Raw genomic sequence first — 21,895 nt, 5'->3', positions numbered from 1 at the left:
TAAGAAGAATAATAGCTATAAATAACAACAACTTATGGGTTATTTATAAAGCAAGAAAGTTAAGGTTTTAATAGTAATTTATGGAGAATTAATGACAAATAAGAAAGGCTTAAAAAAGTAGATATTCATTTAATTTGAGTAATTTCGCTATTACATTAGATTACTTAGCCAAGCACATTTTGCTTCAGTTTCTAGGCAAATTTGTTAACGTACCATTTTAACCCTGTCTATATAAGGGAGTTATATAGACATTTAAACCCAAGTTTATCGTGATTATCGAATGTAATATTGGTTATTAAAGATGAACTTTACAGGTGAATAGATTGTAAATAATACCTGCTATGGCTTAGCTGGATTTGTGAGTATGAATTGACATTAGTAGGCCAAAACCTGCCATTAACGTCACGATAGCAGTACCGCCATAACTGATAAAAGGTAAAGGTACCCCAACAACGGGTAAGATGCCGCCAACCATGCCGACATTGACAAAAATATATACGAAAAAAGACATCGCAAGTGCACCTGCCAGCAATCGACTATAAACATCAGGGTGCGAAAATGCGATATATAAAGCACGCATAAGCAGGCAAGCATATATAAACATCAACAATATCACGCCAAGCAGACCGAACTCTTCGGAAAAGGCAGCAATAATAAAGTCAGTATGACCTTCTGGTAAAAAATGTAGATGCGACTGCGTGCCTTCTAAATAGCCTTTACCGGTCAAACCGCCCGCGCCAATGGCGGTTTTGGACTGAATGATATTCCATCCAGCACCTTGGACGTCAGCTTCAGGATTGAATAGCGTTAAAACGCGCGTACGTTGGTAGTCGTGTAATAAAAAGTTCCAAGCAAATGCCACCAATGGCACGGCTAATGCTGCCGCACTAGCAATCAAGCGCCATGATAGACCCGCTAAAAACAATACAAAAATGCCACTGGCTGCGACCAGCAAGGAAGTACCAAGGTCAGGCTCTTTGGCGATTAATAATACCGGCACGACAATTAACGCTAAGGTGATGGCAATACTTGATAATGAAGGCGGTAAGTCACGTTTGGATAAAAACCACGCACACATCATTGGCATACCAAGCTTCATAAACTCTGAAGGTTGAACGCTACCAAAACCAGGTAAGTTAATCCAGCGCTGCGCACCCATACGCACCTCGCCAATGATATCGACCAACACCAACAATATCAGCCCCAATACATAAAATATGGGCGTAAAGGTACGATAAAGGCTAGGCGGTATCTGCGCCATAGTAAACATCACCGTAAATGCCACGCCATAACTAATGACTTGGCGGATGACCATATCAGTGTCTTGGCTTGCTGCGCTATATAAAATCGTCAAGCCAATGCAACAAACGGTCAATAGCAATAAGGTCAGCCACGGATCAATATGGATACGTTGCCAAAGCGTCGGCGCACGACCTCGACCAAAGTGATGGCTTTGACGAGAAAAACGGTACTGGAGGTTAGAAGGCATAGGTGATATGTGACTGATAATTGGCGTGAAAGAAAAGTCTGCTTTGACAAACGATAAGTAAGCAATCAGCGAGGGCAAAATATTTATCGGGCAGCTTAATTAAGAATTTGGTAGCAAAACCCTAATTTATCCGTAATAAAGTAACGACAATATGAACATTATAAGGATAAGTGTTAATAACGAATCAGTGACCATCAATTCGCTGCGATAGTTTAGCTTGCTTGCTTAAAATTTGATAGTATCGATAAAACGTTTTTAGCGGTAGTTTCTGGTAATGATAAAGACAAAAAAATTTATTTATAGGCACATTTATAAGCCTATTATCGTCCTAGGTATTTGTGCCAGCAGTATTTCTGTGCACGCCGCTATTATAAGTGATAATAGTGAGCGCCGCATCCAAATCCGTCATGGCAGTGGTACGACCAATAATAGTGGCAATGCTTATATCACGCCCGCTAGCAGTTATGGCAGTCAAAGCAATAGTTATAGCGGCGGCGCAACCATCTTGAGTGAAGGCGCTCGTCGGTCAAATGGTATTAGCGGCGACAGTATGCAAGGGCTGATTCAACAAAAACAGCGCGAGTTTAACTTCGATAGCGCAGTATCGATAGAAGAAAACAAACGCGTCATTACCAATAGAGGGACGCCACGTTATAGCAGCGGTAATAATAACTTTGGAAATAGTAATTATAACGATTTTACCAGTATGGATTTTAATGTATGGTTAAATAGTAATAGTTACCGCGCAAGCCAAGTGGCCAATTATCAACAATATTTAAGCTCACGCGTCGGCGCAAGAAATGTACCGCCCTTGTCTCAGCTGTTGACGACCGCTCGTAGTTGGGATAAATGTGGTTATGAGCCTTATCAGCTACCACCGCAGGAGTTATGGGCAAATATTGTACCGACCTTGCAGCTTTATAGTCAGCTAAAACGCCAAGGTATTTTACCTGCCAGTACCGAGATACGTTCAGTATATCGCAGTCCGGGGTTAAATAATTGCGCGGGCGGGGCGAGTGCGAGTAAGCACATGACCGCAGGCGCGATGGATATCTGGGTGCCTGAATATGAAGGCAATTTATGGCAGCTAAGTCGCATGCAAGATAGTCTCTGCGAGTTTTGGCAATATCAAGGGCAGTCGCATAACTTTGGTTTAGGACTGTATTCTACCGGTGCTATTCATCTTGATACCGATGGTTATCGCAAATGGGGCTTTAATCATGCCAGTAGCAGCTCCGCTTGCCGCTATTAAAAGCAGACTCTTCAATTTAAAAAGCTCAGCCAGTGATTACTGATTGAGCTTTTTTATTGAGCTATTTTTTAAGCGTCTGTAAAAATAATATTGGCTCTACGACTTTTTCTTAGCTTTCTTCTCATCCCATGGATTGACCTCACCAACAGTCACGATCAAAAAGTTATCAGGCTTTAGAGTGTCGCGCAGGGTTTGGTTGACTTCTGAGAGTTTAACCTGTTCGATGCGATTGACATAATTGGTCAGATAGCTGTTAGGTAGCTGATAAAAATTCATCATACCAATTAAGCTGTTGATTCCAGCATTACTGGCAAATCCCATCGGAAAGCTGTTTTTTAAATTATCCGTGGTCAATTTCATCTCATCGCTGGTAATACCTTTATCTAATGTCTCATTAATCACGGCTAAGCTAGCATCAATTGCTGCGCGTGCTTTGTCATTACGGGTTGAAAATCCAATTTGATAAGGACCGCGCGCCAACATCGGGTTCATAGAACCTGATATGCCATAAGTATAGCCGAGGTTTTGCCTGACTTCGGTCATCAGACGCGCGTTAAAATCGCCCCCTGCTAGCACTTCATTACCGACGGCAAAGTTGGTTTGCTTTTGCTGCGCTTGCGGGTCGGTGGCACGCTTTTCGCCCAGTTGTCCCATCAATACCGTAGTTTGGGTGCTAGGAAACGGAATATGAATATGTTGAGGCTGGGTTAGTGGCTTTGGTTCGGGCAGGGCCGCCGCCGCTTGACCCGCTGGCAAGTCTGCCGTTATTTCTTCCGCCAAATTTTTCGCTTGTGCCAAAGTCAAATTACCCGTCATGGCAAGCGACGCATTGGCAGCGACTAGATAGCGATTTTTAAAATCAATTAGCTGTTGTCTATCAATATTAGGAACGCTTTCAAGCGTGCCAACCGATGGATGCGCATAAGGGTGGTCGTCATACAATGCCTTACTAAAGGCGATACTGGCAAGACTGCCAGGGTCTTGCTTTTGCTGTTGTAAACCGACCAATAAGCGTGCTTTATTACGGGCTAAGATTTGCTCATCAAAGCTCGGTTCAGTAAGCATTTGCGTCATTAAATCAACCGCAGGCAGCAAATGCTTGTCATCAGATAAGCTGCGCAACGAAACAATAAACATGTCTTTATAGGCGCTACTACCTAAGCTGATACCCAAGGTTTCGACCGCCCGCGTGAACGCGTTTTCATCTAAGCGTTTGGAGCCTTGTTCAAGCATCGTCGCGGTCATATTGGCGATACCAAAGCCTGATTCACTGATACTACCATCACGCGCGCTACCGGCATTAAAGCGCAAATCAATATCGACAATGGGTAAGGTGGTGGTCGGCACGAAAAGCACAGGAATACCGGCTTTGGTCTTGAAGGCCTGTATGTCTGGAACCGTGACTTCTAAAGGTTTGGCATTTTCAAGACTACTCAGCTTAGACAGAGCGGCAATTGGCGCACTGGTATCGACTGCAGCAGCTGGCGTACGAGCATCTTCGCCACCTACCATATCTGCCTGCGCTACAGTGGTCAAGCTCATTATGCCAAAGAAGGCGCAAGCACTTACATAAGGCAGCTGCTTAAAATGTGATGATAATTTATTTTTTTTGAGAAAAGGTGTTTGCGTCATGTCTTTCTTCTTATTCATAAGGTCATCAGTATTGGGTTTTTGCTAAGGTAATTGGATAGCACATTGATGTTATTTAGCTTTACTTGCCGCTTCTTTAGTAGCGGTATTAGTAGCATCGTTTTTACTAACGGTATCTTTGCTCATCTTATTTTGGCTAAAGTTATCTTTAGCAGCAGTCTCTTTAGGCGGGATGATATGCATGACCGTTAAATTATCTTTAACCAAATACTTTTTACTTGCCGCTTGGATATCCGCAATGGTTACGCTATCAAGCTTGGTTGGCAATTTAGCCAGTAGCCTGTCATCAAGACCGATAGATTGCAGCGAGCCAATCATACGCGCCTGACCTTCCATACTATCCTGAGCATATACCAAACCAGTGACAGTATTGGTTTTGGCGCGCTCGATTTCATCGGCAGCAATTGGGTCGGTTGATAGCTTATTAATCTCATTGATAATGGCTTGTTGTGCCTGCGCTAAACTGACGCCTTCGCGCGGGGTTGCTTGTATCAAAAACAGCCCATCGCCGCGATCGAGCAAATCGTAAGAGGTACCAACTGTGGTCAGCAGTCCTTGCTCGCGTACCAGCCTGCTCTCTAGCCGCGCGGATAGACCACCATCTAATACATCTTGCGCAAGCGACAGCGCATAGGCTTGCTTCTCATTGTTAGCGCCCGCTGTTACCAGACTGGGCACGTTATAACCCATCAGCAAAACAGGCACTTGTACCGCTTGCTCGGATTCTACTTGCTGATAACCGCGGAAGCCCTTTTGCGTGACCATAGGACGCTTAGGTAACGCGCTTGGTTTTAGCTCCCCAAAATAGCGTTTGACCTGCGCTAATACGTCGGTTGGCTCGACATCGCCGACAATAACCAACGTGGCATTATTAGGTGCGTACCATGTTTTGTACCAGTCTTTTAAATCGTTAAGGGTAATCGATTCAAGCTCATTCATAGGGCCAATGACCGATTCGCCTTTTGGACTGTTTGGCATTGCCAGCAAGCGAAATGACTCATAAGCTTTGGCTATCGGATTGTCATCCGTACGCTGACGACGCTCTTCCATGACCACTTGATGCTCTTTGGCAAACGCTTTGTCATCAAATATTAAGTTTTTCATGCGATCTGCTTCTAGCTCTAAGGCTAACGGTAAGCGATTGGCAGGGAATAGCTCGTAATAACCGGTAAAATCGTAACTGGTAAAGGCATTATTGACGCCGCCAAATTTGGCAATCAAACGCTCATAATCGTCGCTTGATACATCAGCGGTACCTTTGAACATCATATGCTCAAGCACATGTGAGATGCCGCCTTTATCGAGAGGTTCATCTGCTGAGCCGACGCGATACCAAATTTGGGTCATGACCACAGGCGCGCGGTGGTCTTCTTTGACCACTATCTTTAAGCCATTTTCAAGCTGGTATTCATGGCGACCAGACATATCCATGGTCAATGCTGAAGATTGTTCGGTATTTTCTAGCGTTTGATTTTTATTCACTACCTGTGTTGTTGCGGCATTTTTAGTCGTAGCAACTTCATTTGTCGAAGAAATTGCGCTGGTTTGGCAAGCCGCAAGGGTGGTCGCCATCGCTAAAGCGCAGGCAAAGCGTAAAGAGATAGTAGGTAAAGATGAGGGCATGATAGGTTCTACTTATATAAAAGGTAGCTGATAAGTGACTGAGTGATAAAATGAGAATGGTGCATGTTTATGCTTAGATGAATATGCCTATTTATGACAAACATAACGCTATTATAAAGACTTGTGTGCTCCCACCATGACGGTAGCAGTCGGTTTGAATTCTTGTGTAGTGCTACAGCCAGTTGAAGACAACGCGATAGTAGCAACAAGCAAGGCGGCGCCCATTTGGGTCATTTTTTTATAATCGTTCGATAGTGATAACATAGGTCATTTCCAATATAAGTGGACAAAAAAAGCAAATGAAATAGGGTGGTATAATCATGCTAAGGGTAGGCGAAGTTTGCCCTATCAAGGGTCAGATTTTTGTGTCCAAACCTTAAGCGAAACTTGCTTAGCTATTTATAAGATTTATAAATCTCTCATTAGGAAGGTTATTCTTAATTACTAAACGTTTTTACTATGAATTTATGAGTTTTTATAATTTAACCATGCTCTGCGATGCTAAAGGCTAAGCGTCGCTTGAATTATGCTAAACTAGGCTAAAAATAATCGTCCGTTAAACACCAAAGGCGGGCGGCACATCATTTTAAAAACTACTGATAATGATAACTTTTAGGGCAAGCTTATGAATAATCCCAATAATAGCAATCGTGTGGTCATTAACCTCGACGGCGGTCTTGATGATTTGGATGACGATGATATTACCTTACCCAGTCTGCCAGCGCAATCGGTGCCTATCATCGAGGAGTCTGAAGATACTTCACTTACCGATACAGCGGCAGAGCTACCACTAGCGACGCCGATTATTGAGAAAGAAAAACAAAGCCCTGCTGCAAATACTATAGAGGGTACTGTAGAAACAACGGCAAAAAGTGCTACAAATACTGTTGCGTCGCAGTCTATAACTTCAATTCCTACGATGCCTCTGCAAGATCATCTGGGCGATAGTGCGAGCGTCACCTCTAAAAATAATGATAGCAGCGCTATTGATAAAGCAAAAACTGAGTTACAGCAGCCGACAACAGCGCCAGAAGAGTCGCAACAGTCAGAACAGACTGAGGAAAATAAGAAAAAAGGCAGCTGGTTTAATCGCATGAAGACGGGGCTGAGTAAGTCACGTAAAAATCTTGCCGAAGGGATGGTTAGTATCCTTATCGGTGGTAAAGAGATTGACGATGAGCTCTTAGAAGAAGTGGAAGACCAGCTGTTGGTGGCTGATATCGGTGTCAATGCAACCAATCGTATTATTAAGAGCCTGACTGAACAAACTGCCCGTGGCGATTTGATTTATGCCCATTCATTATATAAAGCACTGCAAACTGAGCTGGTCGATATCTTAACGCCAAAAGTTGCGCCATTAGTCATCGATACCAGTAAAAAGCCCTTTGTTATCTTGGTAGTGGGCGTCAATGGTGTTGGTAAAACGACGACTATTGGTAAACTTGCTAAGCGCCTGCAAGGTGAAGGAAAATCCGTCATGTTAGCGGCTGGCGATACGTTCCGTGCCGCGGCGACTGAACAGCTACAAATTTGGGGTGAGCGCAATCACATTCCTGTCGTTGCTCAAGGTCATGGTTCTGATAGCGCCTCTGTTATCTTTGATGCGATGCAATCTGCCAAAGCAAAAAATATCGACGTGTTAATCGCTGATACGGCAGGGCGCTTGCAAAATAAAACCCACTTGATGGCCGAGCTTGAAAAAGTCGTGCGCGTGATGCGTAAAGCTGATCCAAGCGCGCCGCATGAAGGCATGATTGTCCTCGACGCTGGCACGGGTCAAAACGCCATCAATCAGGTCGAGTTATTTAATGAAGTCGTGCCATTAACCGGTATTACCATTACCAAACTAGACGGTACGGCGAAAGGTGGTGTGGTGTTCAATATCGCTGAGACCACGGATGTGCCGATTCGTTATATCGGGGTCGGTGAGTCGATTGATGATTTGCGCGCCTTTAGTCCAAAACAGTTTGTTGCCGCTTTATTTGAGACTGACGATAAAGAGTAGCGCTCTATAGGTTTTTTACAATAAGTAAGTGTCAAAATTATGAGTGTTTAGAGGAAGGAATAATGATAGTCACCATCGCAGCGGTTGAGTCGCACCAGTTGGCGTTGATTGCCAGTACGCATGAGCATAGCAGCCCCAAGCTGGTCGAAGTCAATTGGCTGCAGGTGGGTGATTCTTGGCACAGCTCAAAATCTCTTCCCAAGCTTAAAAAGCATTATGGGCTTGTCGATGAGGATTTCACCTTTATCGCTCAAAATAACCTGAGCAAAAGCGAGCCTGCTGAGGCGTTACTTCTAGAAGCGCTTGAGCAATTAGCAGCGTATTTTAAAGGTAAGCGTCAAGCATTCGACTTGCCATTAGACATAAGCTTAGGCACTGATTTTCAGCAATGCGTCTGGCAACAGCTGCAACAGATACCGTATGGTGAAACGATTAGTTATGCCACACTGGCGCAGCGAGTCGGTAATCCTAAAGGCTTTCGCGCCGTCGCCAATGCCAATGGCAAAAACCCCTTTAGCATCATCATTCCTTGTCACCGCGTTATTGCGAGCGATGGTAAATTGGGCGGTTATACCGGCGGCTTAGATAAAAAAACATACTTGCTGACGCTCGAAGGGGTTGAGGTTAAACGCTAAGGTTTTTCTTTACTAAGCCAAAAATTCTGACTATAAGTTTTTTGGCTATTTAAAACATTTGCCGCAGCCATTGCAATCCTTCGACTTTTTAAATATCACCTTGGTCCATACGTAATAAATAGATAAAACCACCATCATAAACACCAATAAATACTCGACCCATGTACTCATCATTAGCTCTCTAAAATCCGAAAATTTGTCCTGTCACCCGATAGGTTAGCCACGCCATCGCATAAGCCAATATAAATAAATAGCTGGCGATGGCGATGGTTTGTTTCAAAGAATTGGTTTCGCGGCGAATAACGGCTAGCGTGGCCAAGCACATCGGCGCGTAAACATAAAATGCCAAAAATGAAAACGCAGTAGCCAATCCCCACTGCGTATGAATAATAGGAATAAGCATCTGATTGACCGCTTCATCGCCGATGCTACCGACCGCATATACCGTGCCAAGCGCGGCAATGACGACCTCGCGCGCGGCAAGCCCTAGGATTAAAGCAATACACATCTGCCAAGTAAAACCAATGGGCGCAAAAATTGGCTCAATCATATGCCCAAGCATGCCCGCAAAACTATAATCAATCGCTGGGTTTGTCGCGCCAATCGGGGCTGCGGGAAAAGTCACCAATACCCACAATATTACCGTCAGCGCAAAAATGACTGTACCGGCTCGCATTAAAAAAGCACTTACCTTGTCCCAAAGCTCACTGGCAATATGTTTGATATTTGGCAGACGATAAGTAGGGAGCTCCATCAATAAGGGAAATGCTGCCGCTTTTGCCGTCGTGCTATGAAAGCGTTTGAATAGCCACGATACAAACGCCGCTGAAAAAATACCGGCGATATACAATACAAATAAGGTCATACCTTGTAAGTTGAAAACACCTAGGACGGTTTGATTGGAAATCACCGCTGCAATAATCAGCGCATAAATCGGCAAACGCGCCGAACACGTCAGCATGGGCAATACCGCAATCGCCACAAAACGTTCTTTATGATCGGGAATAGTACGGGTCGACATAACCGCTGGCACCGTACAAGCGAAACCTGACAACAAAGGGATAAATGAGCGTCCAGATAAGCCTACTTTAGACAATAAATTGTCCAGTAAAAAAGCGGCGCGCGGTAAATAACCTGAGTCCTCTAGTATTAATAAGAATAAAAATAGCAGGGTGATTTGTGGTACGAACACCACGACGTAATACAGTAAGTCAGGAGCAAGTCAGTAAATTAGACTGAACACTTACCTTGAATCTATAGCGATACAGCTGATTTTAATGAGCTCATCGGCGTGTAAGCTAAACTGCGCACCGGTACTCAGTTGCACCGCATAAGGCGGCTTGCCAAACAGACCTTTGGCAACGATTTAAATAGTGGTATTGGGCAGAAAGCCTAAATCTTTGAGTCGTTGACTGATAACGCCGCCGATATCACCAAAGTGCTCATTAGCGACGATGTCATTAATAATGGCAGGCTAATGCTTAGCCAAATCGAGTAACGAGCACAGATGAGTCGCTTTAGGGTTAAGCGTATGAATATTGACGACAGTGGCGGTTGGATAAGAGGGCAGAAGGGACGTACGCATAAAGAATCCTTATCCATTCTTATATGTTAATGATAATTGTTACTGTTAAAATCGAATTATATGCCTCGCTTATTGACGATACAATACCCATAAAGGATGATGCAAATAACGAAAAAAACCAGAGAGTATGATACTGTCTGGTTTTTATTTTCTGCTACGAATAATATGGTTTTTGAAGTAAGCTAATTAAATTTGCCAAGGTTTTTTGCTGGTAAATCTTAGACTAAGCTCAGACATATTAGACTACTGTTCAAGCTGCGCCATGACCGCATCGGTAAAGCTTACGTTACTATAAACTTCTTGCACATCGTCAATATCTTCTAGCATATCGATCATTTTCATCACTTTTAGCGCGTCGTCGATATTATCAATCTCAGCGCTGGTGGCAGGTGCCATAGTGACTTCGGCATTATCAGAGACAAGCCCTGCTGCATTGAGCGCATCTTTTACTCGACCGAAATTTTCCCATTCAGTAATAACCAGCAAGCTTTCACCATCGTTTTCGATATCCAGCGCGCCAGCGTCCAAAGCCGCGAGCATGACTTCTTCTTCTAAGCTGACATCGTTAAAAACGATTTCACCGCGTTTGGTAAACAGATAAGCGACCGAGCCTGAGGTACCAAGATTGCCTTCATTTTTGGTAAAGGCATGGCGCACTTCACTGACCGTACGGTTCAGATTGTCAGTCATGGTTTCTACCAGGACCGCAACGCCGCCGACGCCATAGCCTTCGTAGCTGACTTCATCCATATTGTCATTATCATCGCCGCCTGTACCACGAGCAACCGCACGGTTAATGGTATCTCGTGTCATATTAACTGATAAGGCTTTTTCGATTACCGCACGCAAGCGTGGGTTTTTATCAGGGTCGGGGTCACCTTGCTTGGCAGCAGAAACAATTTCACGAATAATCTTGGTAAATATTTTACCTTTTACCGCATCCTGACGGGCTTTACGGTGTTTGATATTTGCCCATTTTGAATGGCCTGCCATATGACGTCCTTACGTTTTACGGGTTGTTTATAGTGCGTATAAAAAGTTAGTAGGCTATGCCTTGTTAACAACTTTTTATACTTGATAAGGTATTGTTATTATATGATTGTGCGGTTAATAGAGTGTAATAGACCTATCGGCAAGTTAGCGATATGTATGTCGTTTGGCGCACTTTTTTGCTACACTGCTATCTTCTTTGTTTTGAGCGGCTACTGTCTGAGACTATGAAAACCGCTAGTAAAATATTGGCAGTATTATAAACCACTTTAGCGCATTTTGACCAACCTTAGCTTGCCCATATCAGCTTAAAGCGTTCGGTTTTTTATAACCATTGATTTTGTGACTATACCGACTTTATGAAACAACCAACCGCCGAAGCCATTACCCATTTGCGTAACCGCATTCATATCATTATCGAAGGCACGGATACCCGTTTGGGTAAGCTGTTTGATATCGTATTGTTGATTACGATTTTGGCCAGTGTTGCCGTGGTAATGCTCGATAGTGTGCTATATATGCGTTTGCAATATGGTACGCTATTTCGTTATGCAGAATGGTTTTTTACCATTTTATTTACCATTGAGTATATTTTAAGGTGGTTTTCGGCGCCCAATCGCTTTCGTTATGCGTTTAGTTTCTTTGGCATCGTAGATTTATTGTCGGTATTACCCAGCTATTTAAGCCTTGTATTTGGCGGCGTCCAGTATCTGCTCGTCATTCGCATCCTGCGTATCTTACGGGTATTTCGGGTACTCAAGCTCAATACCTACATGCAGCAAGCGGGCTTTCTTGCCTCAGCACTTAAAACCAGCCAACAGAAAATCACGGTATTTTTCTTATCACTCGTTTTGCTCGTCACCATTTTTGGTTCGGTTGTTTACGTGGTAGAAGGGCCAGAAAATGGTTTTACCAGTATTCCTATCTCTATTTATTGGGCAGTGGTGACGGTTACGACCACGGGCTATGGTGATATGTCACCAAAAACGCCAATCGGGCAAGCGATTGCATCGATGGTGATGATCACCGGTTATGCGATTATTGCCGTGCCGACAGGTATTTTTACCGCCGAGCTGGCACGTAACATGCGCCCGCAGCTAAACCCGATTGCCTGTCCAAACTGCGGCAAATTCGGTCACGCCGTAGGAGCGGATTTCTGCGATCGCTGCGGTCATGCGCTACATGTTTAGTAGTCTATATATTCTGCAACCAGCGGCGATAAATCGATAACCACGCCTAGATTAACCAAATTCCAATACTGACCTGAAATGGTACGGTCAAGCATCATCGTCGTTGCTGATGGCTGAAACTGACCAAAATACTTTAACGAGGTGCGCATTTGGGCGATAGCTTCATGATGGGTTTGGCTGCTGCCAAAATCAAAAGGGCCTTGCTGATAAGGTTCTATGGATAAGGGTTTAAGTCCAATCTCTAACCACTCTTTATAAAATTCACCCGGCACAACTTTATCATCATCGCGGCGGATATCAAGGGCAATCAAGTCTTGCTCAAGCGCGGTCACATCACCTTTTAAGGCATGCTTAGCAAAGCGGCGAAATAATTGTACTTCGCTGTCACTATAACTGCGGATACCACCAAAATCATAAGCCACAACGCTACCATCGGTGCGAAAAGCAAAGTTGCCAGGGTGGGGGTCGCAGTGCATACGGTATAAACCAAATAGCTGTCCGGCGCTAAAATGAAACAGGCGCTTAGCGATTTTTTGCTTAATGTCGTTATCCCAAGTTGCAGCAATAGCAAGCGGCTCACCCATCTCTTCGGTCAAGGTCAAAATGCGCTTGGATGAGTGGCTACTAATCACTTTGGGGATAATTAGCCCTTCATCATCGGCATGAAAGGCGCCAAATACCTGTAGATTGTGCGCCTCTTTAACGTAATCGAGCTCGTCATGCAAACTTTGGCGAATCTCATTAAACAATTGTTCTTGTAACTGCTTACTCATATTGAGGACGCCAGCTATTTTTAGCGCCATACGTACTTGTTTTAGATCGCTATCGCAGTTTTCATCAACATCAGGATACTGCACCTTTACCACCACCCTTTGTCCAGAGGGCAAAATCGCTCTGTGCACTTGGCCGATTGATGCCGCGGCAAATGGCGCTTCTTCAAATTGGGTAAATAACTCAGCAATAGGCGCTTTTAATTCACGCTCAACTTGCGCGCGTATTTGTCCATAAGGCATCGGCGGCGCGTCTTTTTGGAGTTTCTCTAAAGCGGTCGCGACTTCAGGCGGAAACACGTCTTTATATTGGGAGGCGATTTGTCCCACTTTCATCACCGCGCCTTTCATTTCACCAAGCGTTTCAGCGATTTGCACACCGACGTCTTGCATCAGCGCTGAGCGCGCTTCTAGACGTTTTTCTTCGTCACTTGAGAGGTGCTTTAATGAGTTTTTAGCAGCTTTACCGGCAATACTTGCGGTCATGCCAGCGAGTTTCATAAAGCGTTTTCCGGACGATTTTGCCATTCATATCACCATATCGTGGGTTGTTTTTCATGCGCTCATATTATTACTTTCATCATATCATTGCTGTTTGACTAATGTGCCAAAAGCAACTTGATCGCAACTTCAATGCTAATAGTCTTGTGCTTATTTGACGTTTTCTTTATATAGATAAAGTCATAATCTCTACGTTAACCGTCTAATTTTAAAGCATAAGTATGGGTTAGCCAATAATCCAATGCCATCTGATAACCCAAATGCCCGAGACCGCAAATCACGCCGACGGCTATATCGCTTAAATACGAATGCTGCCGAAACGGCTCACGAGCATGAACATTGGATAAATGCACCTCTATAAAGGGTTTTTGTGTTGCCAATAGCGCGTCGCGTATCGCCACTGAGGTATGGGTAAAAGCAGCAGGATTGATAATAATTGCATCTACTTGTACAGCGGTTTCTGCTAAAAGACCATAATATTGAATCTCATCGACCAGTTTGCCCTCATGGTTTGATTGGATACAAATCAGCTCGATACCGTATTTGGCGGCACGCTCGATCAAGTTTTTCTCAATATCAGCAAGGGTCGTATGGCCATAGATTTCTGGCTCACGTTTACCAAGTAGGTTAAGATTAACGCCATTGATCAGCAATAATTTGTGCGTCAACGTCTTATCATTTTGTTGTAGATTGCTATTTGCTTTTATTGGCTGAGAAGTGGTTGTCATAGTTATAGTTGGCTCTACAATTATTAAGGTAAGTGGGTTGCTATTATTAAAAATAAGCGGCGCCGTACTTTTATGACGGTGCTTTTTTGAAATTTTAAGAAAGAAAATACATTAAATATACGATGTTTTAGACCTTTATCATAACAGTTTGTCAGCATGGTTATAAAAATAACCGCAAAAACTGCCATAAGGGCTAAAAATCATATGAAAAGTCTTTATGTTGCCAAAAACCCATGCTATGATATTTTTTACGCAACAAATATTACTTGTTTGTTGCTAGCGCTGATATAAGCAAATAATATAATGCTTAGAGTATTTTGATAGTTGCTTATGTTGGTGAGGATGAATTTACTATACGCTGATTCATAAAGAGAGTAATAACAGGCTTTATGAGGCGATGATGGTATGTAAAGTAGTACTCTTACATTTTGATTTCATAATCTTCAACCCCGTTTATATGCAATGTCGCAAAGGAATTTGGGGTTAAGTGACTTTTTAGGAAGTAATATTATGTCAGCTCGTGAGCAAGGTATCGTTAAGTGGTTTAATGACTCAAAAGGCTTTGGTTTCATTCAACGTGATAGCGGCGAAGATATTTTTGTCCATTTCCGCGCGATCCAAGGTGATGGTTATCGCTCTTTAAAAGATGGCGAAAAAGTCGAGTTCAGTGTGGTTGAAGGCGAAAAAGGCCTGCAAGCTGAAGAAGTCAGAAAAGTAGAAGAGTAATCGCTACCGACATTAATGTCGTTTGGCTATAATGTCGTTACAAACTACTGATATACTACTAAGTCAAGCCCGTCTGTCTTGCCTATGTTGAATAAAACGCAGCATATTTGGTAAGTTTAGATGTTAGGCTTGGCTTTTTTATGCATGCTTGTTTTATTGTTTGTCTGCTTAGCGCAGATATGCTATTAATGGCAGGCAAATTATACAAAAGGATATTTTTTTTGAGTACTTTTAAGACGTTTACCGATTTGCCGTTATCAAATGCCACTTTGCGAGCTGTAAATGATTTAGGCTTTACTGAATTGACACCCATTCAAGCACAGATATTACCGCATACATTGGCAAATCAAGACGCTATCGGACAGGCGCAAACCGGTACTGGCAAGACGGCAACGTTTTTACTGACCATTATGGAAGCGTTATTAAAACGTCCTTTTGCTACCGATGAAGAACGTTATTTAGGTGAGCCACGTGCCGTTGTTATGGCACCAACCCGTGAGCTTGCCCAGCAGATATTTGACGACTGTATTGCTCTGACCAAATATACCTCGCTACACAGCGTGTGTATCATGGGTGGCACCAATTATGAAACTCAGCAGCATGAGCTTGAGCGCCAATATGTGGATATCTTAATTGCCACTCCAGGTCGTTTGATTGACCTAATGCACAAAGGTATGGTCTATCTAGATCGCGTCGAAGTGTTGGTGTTAGATGAAGCCGATCGTATGCTCGATATGGGTTTTATCCCGGATATCAAGCGTTTGGTTGGTCGTATGCCGCCAAATACTGATCGTCAAAGCTTGTTGTTTTCTGCCACCTTTAACCAAGATGTGATGAATCTCGCTTATCGCTGGTTGCATGAGCCAGAGTTTGTAGAGATTGAGCCTGAGCATAAGACCAGTGAATTGGTCGATCAGCATTTTTACTTATTAACCGAAGACCAAAAATTAGCAGCGGTCGAGCGTATCATCACTGATAGCACAGTCGAGAAGGTGATTATTTTTGCCAACCGTAAAGATCAGGTTAAGCGCTTGTATCATAAGCTGCGTCAGGGACATAGAATCGTCATGTTATCAGGCGATGTGATTCAGCAAAAGCGCGAAAAATATCTGCAACGCTTTAAAGATGGTCATGCTTCTGTGTTGGTCGCGACCGATGTGGCAGGACGCGGTATTCATGTTGATGATGTCAGTCATGTGATTAATTACACCCTGCCAGATCAGCCAGATGATTACGTACACCGTATTGGACGTACTGGACGCGCGGGCCAAACCGGTATCAGTATTAGCTTCGTCAGCGAAGATGATGCCTTTAATATCCCTGCATTAGAAAAGCATTTGGATACCAACTTTCGTCTTCAGCAGTGGCAGGAATGATTTTATTAAAACAACTTTTATTTTGATAAATATTGCTGCATAAAAAAGCCCTTAACGTCATCATGATGTTAAGGGCTTTTTTATAGGGTCATGATATTTTTTATGCTGCTATTGAGCAGTTTCTGGCATAGCTTCATGAGGATGGCTATTCATTTGCTGCTCATCTGTCATATTATGTATATTGTGATTCATAGCGTTATCTGCATCATGTGGCATATCATGCATTGAGCCATTCATAGCGGGCGTCATCTCGTGCTGCATGTTGTTCATATTATGATGGGCGGTGGTCGCTGTTGTCGCTTCAGAGGAAGTATTGCTATCGGCCATCATAGCGGCGTGGCTGCCATGATTCATTTGAGCATGCTCGCCATGTCCATTACCGCCGCCGTGGCCACCATGCATGCTAGCCATTATCATAGGAACAAAAGCAACCGCTAAGCCAGATAACACCATGATAGCGCCATTAATTTGTCTTAAACGCATACGGCCAATTTTTTCACGTAGCCAACCGACCGTTTCGTGGGTAGCCACTAACATCGGTACAGTTCCTAAACCAAAGACAAACATCAATGCCGCACCACCCAGTGGGTTATGAGCAACGACAGCGATAAGTAGCGCACCATACACCAAGCCGCAAGGTAAAAAACCCCATAATAACCCTGCCGCTAAAGCACGCGGAAAGGTATTAAGTGGAAATACTTTTTGGCGAAGCGGACTAAGGAATTGCCAAAAACGCATGCCGACGCGCTCAAGTTTGGCTAAAAATGGCGCGCCAAGCATGGTGACGCCCACAAAGACCAATACCAAACCCAATAAGATACGAGGCATACTGTTTCCCGTCATCAACGGCTCTAAAACAGTGGTGCCAACAAGTCCAGCAACCAAGCCCAAAAATGCGTAACTGCTTAAACGTCCGAAATGATAGGTCGCTATCAAAGCACGGCGCTTAGCAGGGCTGACATCTTTCATCGATAAACTAAATGCCGCGACCAAACCGCCACACATGCCTAAGCAATGCGGTGAACCTAAAAATCCCATTAGTAATGCCGCAACGAGTAAAGCTGTGGTCATGGGGGTTTCTCCTAAAAACGGTAAAGGGTGAGCCTGCTTTTATCCTTGCCCTAAAGAAATGATAAAAACAGTCAGGTATAAATGAGATATAAAAGGCTAAAGGATTGAGTTTTATTGATAGATATTTGCTTTATTAAGACGATATCGGTAAAAGGTGAATCGGTAGCACTCAATCGTCGATTCTGTTGGAGTCTGCTGGATCATTGGTTTGCGGTGCTTGAGGGGTATTCTCGTTAGGCTCATGGGCTTGAATGGTTTGGCGACGCTCTTGGCGATCATCCAAGATAATGCGCTGCGATGCATTATCTAAATCTTCAAATTGGTTTGATCGAACCGCATAGCGTATTGCCCAGATAGCGACCACGAACAGCATTAAACTTAAAGGAATTAATAAAAATATACTGAGCATGGCAAACCTCTTTCATAGCAGTTTCTTATATTATACACTTATTGCAAGTGTTATAAATGTTCTATAAAGTTCAAAAATAAGACAGTGGATAATGGGGCAATAATAGGTATCTAATGATATTAAAACTAAAACAGTAAATGCCAGCTGGCTATTGCTCAGTAGGGTTTTTAGCGACATTACCCCTTGGGGTTAATAGTTGCTGCGAGGTCACATCGTTGGCATCACGACAGTTTGTTTGCGGACGAATGACATCACGTAAGTAAGCGGCAACTTCATAAACTGCCCGCCGCGAATGGCTTAAGTTTTGCGCTGGTTCCATCCAATCACGCCGTACCGGTAAGGGCGCATTAATTGGCGTACTATTAATGCCATTTAAAGCAAACTGTCTGCGCGCGCGCGCCATGTGATAGCTATCGGTGATAAGGTACACATGATACAGAGGAATGCGCTTGGCAGTAAAACGCGCATTTTCACAGGTATTCATACTGGCGTTTTCGCTGATAAGCCCGTCAATTCCATGGTCAATAAGCCACTGACCAAGCCAAGGCGCTTCGGCGCCGCTCAGGACAATAGGTAGCGGCAAGTCATGATAGGCGGTAGCTGCTGTACGGGCGCGATTAAGGCTATAACTATTGAGAATAGTTTGATTGTTATTGTCATTAGTCAAGCCGCCTCCCAACACCACATAAGCGGTCGGCGGAGAACTCATGGCGGCAGGTGGCATCTTTGGTAAGGGTAAATGTGCTAAGAGATAAACCACCGCTTGCGAAAATAGCGGGGTAAACAAACTGATAAGAACGAGAATAACGGCCGTTGAGCCAAGCAAAAAAGTGGCATTAATAATACGAAACAGCTTTATCATACGCTCAGCTGAACGTAAATAAGAGCGCCATAAGCGCTTGGACCATGATCGCTTAGACCACATGCTCATCAAATCCAATAGAGCCGTCAGCATTTACCCAAACCGGCTCGCGCGCCAATTCAATCGCAAACTTCTCATAGACAATGTCAGCGATATGCTGCTGCGCTTTTGCCACATCCGCTTGCGTTGCTTGATAAGGGTTATGATTAGTCAACACTAACGCTTGCTGCTGATGGGTGAGTATTGGCGCTAACCCATGCCCCTTTAGACCAGCCTGTTCAATTAACCAGCCAGCTGCCACCTTAACCATGGCATCGGGCATTGGATAGCCAACGATGGTAGGATGGATGGCTTGTAGCGCTATAAATTGCGCTTGAGGAATAATAGGATTTTGAAAAAAGCTGCCGCAATTGGGTAGCTGTTTGGGGTCGGGTAGCTTCTGCTGGCGAATATCTATAATCGCTTGCATGACATCAGCAGGATTGGGCTGGCTGCGTCCTCGCTGCTCGGCATAGCGCTGCGAAACCGTCTGCACATCACCGTAGCTGGCAAGGATTTTTCTGGGATCGGTATGCAGACGAAAACCAACGCGCGTAATCAGCCAAGTATTGGGCGCACGCTTAAAAACACTATCACGATAGCCAAACTCACAGTCTGCTGCTGTTAGCTGATGCCAAGTTTGGGTTGGCAGATGATAAGCACGCACGTATTCTAGGCTGTCTTCTAATTGCACACCGTAAGCGCCGATATTTTGTACCGGCGCCGCGCCAGTCAAACCTGGTATCAGTGCCAGATTTTCAAGGCCATACCAACCTTGAGCAACCGTATGCATGACCAAGTCGTGCCAGTTTTCACCAGCCATTACTTCGATATCGACATAACCGTCTGTCCGCGCTGTCACGCTAATACCGCCCATCTGTGGCTGTAAGACAATCGCATTTAGGTTTGCAGGCAATAAAACGTTACTGCCGCCCGAGAGCACGAACAATGGCTTAGTAGATGCTCCCTCTTTTCCGTAATCTGCCATAAAGTCATCAAGCTGTGCCTCATCGGTTAGTGTGACGACCACATCCGCCATAGATGCTAATGCCATGGTATTGCTATGCGACAAATCGACTAAATTATCCTGCGATATATTCACTGCAAGATTGGTTGGTGTCGCAGGTTGAGCGCTGAAATCATGGCGTAAAGCTGAGGTCATAACATAGCCTATAGGGCAAATAAACAAAAAATCATGCGGTGTTTATTATAAAGGATGAGCGGCATAAAAGTAGCAGAAATATAGCACTTTATCGCTAACTATTATTGAGTGTGGTTAAACATTTAGCGCTAAGAACTATTAAACTAAGCAGTTTTCCAACTTTCAATCCAAGCTTGTGAACTGGATTCAATACGTTCAATCACTTCTTCGAAAGCATCGGCGTCCCCTTGATAAGGGTCTGGTACATCGTCGCCGCCGTAAGTTGGGTCTTCTTCACTAAATAATGCCAGTTTGGCAAGCTTGCCATCTGTATCGCTGATACTGTCTTTTATGGCTTGTAGGTCAGCTAAGTTTTGCGCATCCATCGCCAAAATCAAATCAAACTTACGAAAATCATCAGCGCTCACTTGACGCGCGACCAGCTTATTGATGTTGTAACCATGGGCTTTGGCGTGGCGCTGTGCCCGCTCATCTGGCGCATGACCAATATGCCAGTCTCCCGTACCTGCTGAATCCACTTTCATCGCCAGCCCTGCAATCGCTGCTTGCTGACGAAAAATCTCTTCGGCGGTCGGTGAACGGCAAATATTCCCCAAACAAACCACTAGAACAGAGGAAGGAGTAGACGCTTTGATTGGCATATAATGACCTTTTATCACAACAAAAAAACATGCCATCAAGACCAGCATGATTATGCGGTTGCTTAGCATGTTATCGAATAAATGAATTGGTGGTTAGCGTAACGGTTAATACCTTGAATGGCAAGAGCAGAGGTAAACAATAGGGTCACGCTAGGCAATAAATAATAGAATACTGCTGTTACTGGCAGCCTTTATTCTTGCTTGTTTTTAAAGCGTTGTAAATCACGACGCTCTTTTTTATTGGGTTTATTATCAGGGCGGGCAAGATTGGCCAGTTTGCGCTGTTCGGCATAGTAGGCGCGGCGCTCTTCGCTTTCTTCAGTCTCAGAATACAGCGCTTGGGCGGCAGTTGCATTACCACGTTGGGCACTTAGCGCTTCGACAATCACGGTTTTTTCAGTCATGGCGGTGGCTGAGCCTTGGCGAATACTGAGCTCATCTCCGATTGCAATCTCTTTACTGGTTTTGACACGGCTCCCTGCATAATGGACGCGACCGCTTTCGATGGCTTCTTTGGCAAGAGTGCGGGTGCGATAAAAACGCGCAGCCCATAACCATTTATCAAGACGCATACGTACCGTATCTGGTTGGCTATGGCTTGGCTGATTGTGGTTTTTGTTATGTTTACTCATCAAAACCTCATAGATATCAATAAACTAAGATAATAATGGTGGTTTTTTTGGGAATTAAAAGAGTGGTGAGTGATTAAAGTTTTTAAAAATGGGTTTTTATGGTGAATAAGTAAAATAAATTAACCATTGTTATGACGGTCTTGTATTGCATGAATAGGAAGTCTAGAACTTAAAAATCAATGACACCACTGTTTTTCACAAGGAATGCCGTCATTATTACCATCCATTTTTGTATTAGGACAGTGCTGTATAAAGTAAGTCGCTTCTGCGCATGAGGTCATCTGAGAACAATGTCGCCTGCCATCACACGCAAAGCTTGGCGCTACCGCTGATTGCGCTGTTAGTACTAGCTGTGACGTTACAGCTGGATTTGCTACTGAGCTTGAGGTTGAACTTGCCTCTAAATCCACATACGTTGGCGGGATATCATCCAAATCAGCCGCGGTAAAAGCAGCAACTGAAGTATCAGCCGTAACATGATTGCTAGTTGTGGTTTTAGGTTGCAGCATCTTATAACCCACGAGACCTAAAACTAGCAATAATATAAACATCAGTATCT

At 43.9% G+C, this 21,895-nt stretch carries 21 protein-coding genes; 6 read left to right on the top strand and 15 right to left on the bottom strand.

Annotation, left to right across the window (positions count from 1 at the left end; genetic code table 11):
- Window positions 1-346 precede the first annotated feature (346 nt).
- Window positions 347-1,489 (bottom strand): rod shape-determining protein RodA, encoded by a 1,143-nt coding sequence (gene rodA, locus H9653_RS01815; RefSeq protein WP_191689991.1) that lies wholly within the window; start codon window positions 1,487-1,489, stop codon window positions 347-349.
- Window positions 1,490-1,763: 274 nt separating this feature from the next.
- Here rodA and H9653_RS01810 point away from each other — a divergent pair, with 274 nt between their 5' ends.
- Window positions 1,764-2,741 (top strand): D-Ala-D-Ala carboxypeptidase family metallohydrolase, encoded by a 978-nt coding sequence (locus H9653_RS01810; RefSeq protein ID WP_191689989.1) that lies wholly within the window; start codon window positions 1,764-1,766, stop codon window positions 2,739-2,741.
- A gap of 96 nt (window positions 2,742-2,837) precedes the next feature.
- Here H9653_RS01810 and H9653_RS01805 read toward each other — a convergent pair whose 3' ends face one another.
- The 3 genes from H9653_RS01805 to H9653_RS01795 all read right to left on the bottom strand — a co-directional run bounded on the left by H9653_RS01805 (window position 2,838) and on the right by H9653_RS01795 (window position 6,278).
- Window positions 2,838-4,391: a M16 family metallopeptidase gene (locus tag H9653_RS01805; RefSeq protein WP_191689988.1), complete on the bottom strand. Its 1,554-nt coding sequence runs from the start codon at window positions 4,389-4,391 to the stop codon at window positions 2,838-2,840.
- A gap of 51 nt (window positions 4,392-4,442) precedes the next feature.
- Window positions 4,443-6,014, bottom strand: coding sequence for a M16 family metallopeptidase (locus H9653_RS01800; protein WP_191689986.1), 1,572 nt, complete (start codon window positions 6,012-6,014; stop codon window positions 4,443-4,445).
- Between the two features lie 111 nt (window positions 6,015-6,125).
- Window positions 6,126-6,278, bottom strand: coding sequence for a hypothetical protein (locus H9653_RS01795; protein ID WP_190295458.1), 153 nt, complete (start codon window positions 6,276-6,278; stop codon window positions 6,126-6,128).
- A gap of 829 nt (window positions 6,279-7,107) precedes the next feature.
- Here H9653_RS01795 and ftsY point away from each other — a divergent pair.
- Window positions 7,108-8,019 carry a signal recognition particle-docking protein FtsY gene (ftsY, locus tag H9653_RS01790; protein WP_223808455.1) on the top strand — a complete coding sequence of 304 codons (912 nt, stop codon included), beginning with the start codon at window positions 7,108-7,110 and terminating at the stop codon, window positions 8,017-8,019.
- A 62-nt stretch (window positions 8,020-8,081) separates the two neighbouring features.
- The gene (locus H9653_RS01785; protein WP_191689984.1) at window positions 8,082-8,654 is read left to right on the top strand and encodes a methylated-DNA--[protein]-cysteine S-methyltransferase; all 573 of its coding nucleotides are present in this window, start codon (window positions 8,082-8,084) and stop codon (window positions 8,652-8,654) included.
- 181 nt (window positions 8,655-8,835) lie between these two features.
- On the opposite strand, the gene H9653_RS01780 is transcribed toward H9653_RS01785, so the two are convergent.
- Together H9653_RS01780 and H9653_RS01775 are read right to left on the bottom strand one after the other, a co-directional pair.
- A complete protein-coding gene (locus tag H9653_RS01780; protein ID WP_318242139.1) occupies window positions 8,836-9,846 on the bottom strand; it encodes a ferrous iron transporter B in 1,011 nt (336 codons plus the stop codon).
- A gap of 636 nt (window positions 9,847-10,482) precedes the next feature.
- Window positions 10,483-11,232 carry a YebC/PmpR family DNA-binding transcriptional regulator gene (locus H9653_RS01775; protein ID WP_102077564.1) on the bottom strand — a complete coding sequence of 250 codons (750 nt, stop codon included), beginning with the start codon at window positions 11,230-11,232 and terminating at the stop codon, window positions 10,483-10,485.
- A gap of 356 nt (window positions 11,233-11,588) precedes the next feature.
- On the opposite strand from H9653_RS01775, the gene H9653_RS01770 reads away from it, so the two are divergent.
- Window positions 11,589-12,419 carry an ion transporter gene (locus H9653_RS01770; protein WP_191689982.1) on the top strand — a complete coding sequence of 277 codons (831 nt, stop codon included), beginning with the start codon at window positions 11,589-11,591 and terminating at the stop codon, window positions 12,417-12,419.
- Here the strand turns inward: H9653_RS01770 and H9653_RS01765 are convergent.
- Both H9653_RS01765 and aroQ read right to left on the bottom strand, forming a co-directional pair.
- Window positions 12,416-13,717, bottom strand: coding sequence for an ABC1 kinase family protein (locus H9653_RS01765; RefSeq protein WP_191689980.1), 1,302 nt, complete (start codon window positions 13,715-13,717; stop codon window positions 12,416-12,418). The two genes, H9653_RS01770 and H9653_RS01765, sit on opposite strands and share 4 nt — an antisense overlap.
- Window positions 13,718-13,884: 167 nt before the next feature.
- Window positions 13,885-14,418: a type II 3-dehydroquinate dehydratase gene (gene aroQ / locus H9653_RS01760; RefSeq protein WP_068405182.1), complete on the bottom strand. Its 534-nt coding sequence runs from the start codon at window positions 14,416-14,418 to the stop codon at window positions 13,885-13,887.
- A gap of 510 nt (window positions 14,419-14,928) precedes the next feature.
- On the opposite strand from aroQ, the gene H9653_RS01755 reads away from it, so the two are divergent.
- Together H9653_RS01755 and H9653_RS01750 are read left to right on the top strand one after the other, a co-directional pair.
- The gene (locus H9653_RS01755; protein ID WP_068405185.1) at window positions 14,929-15,144 is read left to right on the top strand and encodes a cold-shock protein; all 216 of its coding nucleotides are present in this window, start codon (window positions 14,929-14,931) and stop codon (window positions 15,142-15,144) included.
- 221 nt (window positions 15,145-15,365) lie between these two features.
- Window positions 15,366-16,520, top strand: a complete 1,155-nt coding sequence (locus tag H9653_RS01750; protein ID WP_404814798.1) for a DEAD/DEAH box helicase — start codon at window positions 15,366-15,368, stop codon at window positions 16,518-16,520.
- A 108-nt stretch (window positions 16,521-16,628) separates the two neighbouring features.
- Here H9653_RS01750 and H9653_RS01745 read toward each other — a convergent pair whose 3' ends face one another.
- The 7 genes from H9653_RS01745 to H9653_RS01715 form a co-directional block, all read right to left on the bottom strand.
- Window positions 16,629-17,591, bottom strand: coding sequence for a sulfite exporter TauE/SafE family protein (locus H9653_RS01745; RefSeq protein WP_191689978.1), 963 nt, complete (start codon window positions 17,589-17,591; stop codon window positions 16,629-16,631).
- Window positions 17,592-17,760: 169 nt separating this feature from the next.
- Complete coding sequence (gene ccoS / locus H9653_RS01740) at window positions 17,761-18,000, bottom strand: cbb3-type cytochrome oxidase assembly protein CcoS (protein ID WP_068405191.1); 240 nt, start codon at window positions 17,998-18,000, stop codon at window positions 17,761-17,763.
- Window positions 18,001-18,148: 148 nt separating this feature from the next.
- Window positions 18,149-18,925, bottom strand: a complete 777-nt coding sequence (locus tag H9653_RS01735; RefSeq protein ID WP_191689976.1) for a YdcF family protein — start codon at window positions 18,923-18,925, stop codon at window positions 18,149-18,151.
- Window positions 18,915-20,063: a UDP-N-acetylmuramate dehydrogenase gene (gene murB / locus H9653_RS01730; protein WP_191689975.1), complete on the bottom strand. Its 1,149-nt coding sequence runs from the start codon at window positions 20,061-20,063 to the stop codon at window positions 18,915-18,917. Before murB ends, H9653_RS01735 begins: the two co-directional genes overlap by 11 nt.
- A gap of 143 nt (window positions 20,064-20,206) precedes the next feature.
- Entirely contained in the window at window positions 20,207-20,704 is a 498-nt protein-coding gene (locus H9653_RS01725) for a low molecular weight protein-tyrosine-phosphatase (protein ID WP_102077558.1), read from the bottom strand.
- A 191-nt stretch (window positions 20,705-20,895) separates the two neighbouring features.
- Window positions 20,896-21,336, bottom strand: a complete 441-nt coding sequence (locus H9653_RS01720) for an RNA-binding S4 domain-containing protein (protein WP_102077557.1) — start codon at window positions 21,334-21,336, stop codon at window positions 20,896-20,898.
- A 176-nt stretch (window positions 21,337-21,512) separates the two neighbouring features.
- Complete coding sequence (locus H9653_RS01715) at window positions 21,513-21,845, bottom strand: excalibur calcium-binding domain-containing protein (protein WP_191689972.1); 333 nt, start codon at window positions 21,843-21,845, stop codon at window positions 21,513-21,515.
- Between the last annotated feature and the right edge of the window lie 50 nt (window positions 21,846-21,895).

It is taken from the genome of Psychrobacter communis (genome assembly GCF_014836505.1).
Classification (GTDB): Bacteria; Pseudomonadota; Gammaproteobacteria; order Pseudomonadales; family Moraxellaceae; genus Psychrobacter; species Psychrobacter faecalis.
This window is presented reverse-complemented; position numbering and strand designations above follow the sequence as displayed.

Bases quoted from the DNA above. Each gene is read 5' to 3' on its own strand.
- rodA (WP_191689991.1), bottom strand. From the start codon at position 1,489: ATGCCTTCTAACCTCCAGTACCGTTTTTCTCGTCAAAGCCATCACTTT.
- H9653_RS01810 (WP_191689989.1), top strand. From the start codon at position 1,764: ATGATAAAGACAAAAAAATTTATTTATAGGCACATTTATAAGCCTATT.
- H9653_RS01805 (WP_191689988.1), bottom strand. From the start codon at position 4,391: ATGAATAAGAAGAAAGACATGACGCAAACACCTTTTCTCAAAAAAAAT.
- H9653_RS01800 (WP_191689986.1), bottom strand. From the start codon at position 6,014: ATGCCCTCATCTTTACCTACTATCTCTTTACGCTTTGCCTGCGCTTTA.
- H9653_RS01795 (WP_190295458.1), bottom strand. From the start codon at position 6,278: ATGTTATCACTATCGAACGATTATAAAAAAATGACCCAAATGGGCGCC.
- ftsY (WP_223808455.1), top strand. From the start codon at position 7,108: ATGAAGACGGGGCTGAGTAAGTCACGTAAAAATCTTGCCGAAGGGATG.
- H9653_RS01785 (WP_191689984.1), top strand. From the start codon at position 8,082: ATGATAGTCACCATCGCAGCGGTTGAGTCGCACCAGTTGGCGTTGATT.
- H9653_RS01775 (WP_102077564.1), bottom strand. From the start codon at position 11,232: ATGGCAGGCCATTCAAAATGGGCAAATATCAAACACCGTAAAGCCCGT.
- H9653_RS01770 (WP_191689982.1), top strand. From the start codon at position 11,589: ATGAAACAACCAACCGCCGAAGCCATTACCCATTTGCGTAACCGCATT.
- H9653_RS01765 (WP_191689980.1), bottom strand. From the start codon at position 13,717: ATGGCAAAATCGTCCGGAAAACGCTTTATGAAACTCGCTGGCATGACC.
- aroQ (WP_068405182.1), bottom strand. From the start codon at position 14,418: ATGACAACCACTTCTCAGCCAATAAAAGCAAATAGCAATCTACAACAA.
- H9653_RS01755 (WP_068405185.1), top strand. From the start codon at position 14,929: ATGTCAGCTCGTGAGCAAGGTATCGTTAAGTGGTTTAATGACTCAAAA.
- H9653_RS01745 (WP_191689978.1), bottom strand. From the start codon at position 17,591: ATGACCACAGCTTTACTCGTTGCGGCATTACTAATGGGATTTTTAGGT.
- ccoS (WP_068405191.1), bottom strand. From the start codon at position 18,000: ATGCTCAGTATATTTTTATTAATTCCTTTAAGTTTAATGCTGTTCGTG.
- H9653_RS01735 (WP_191689976.1), bottom strand. From the start codon at position 18,925: ATGTGGTCTAAGCGATCATGGTCCAAGCGCTTATGGCGCTCTTATTTA.
- murB (WP_191689975.1), bottom strand. From the start codon at position 20,063: ATGACCTCAGCTTTACGCCATGATTTCAGCGCTCAACCTGCGACACCA.
- H9653_RS01725 (WP_102077558.1), bottom strand. From the start codon at position 20,704: ATGCCAATCAAAGCGTCTACTCCTTCCTCTGTTCTAGTGGTTTGTTTG.
- H9653_RS01720 (WP_102077557.1), bottom strand. From the start codon at position 21,336: ATGAGTAAACATAACAAAAACCACAATCAGCCAAGCCATAGCCAACCA.
- H9653_RS01715 (WP_191689972.1), bottom strand. From the start codon at position 21,845: ATGCTGCAACCTAAAACCACAACTAGCAATCATGTTACGGCTGATACT.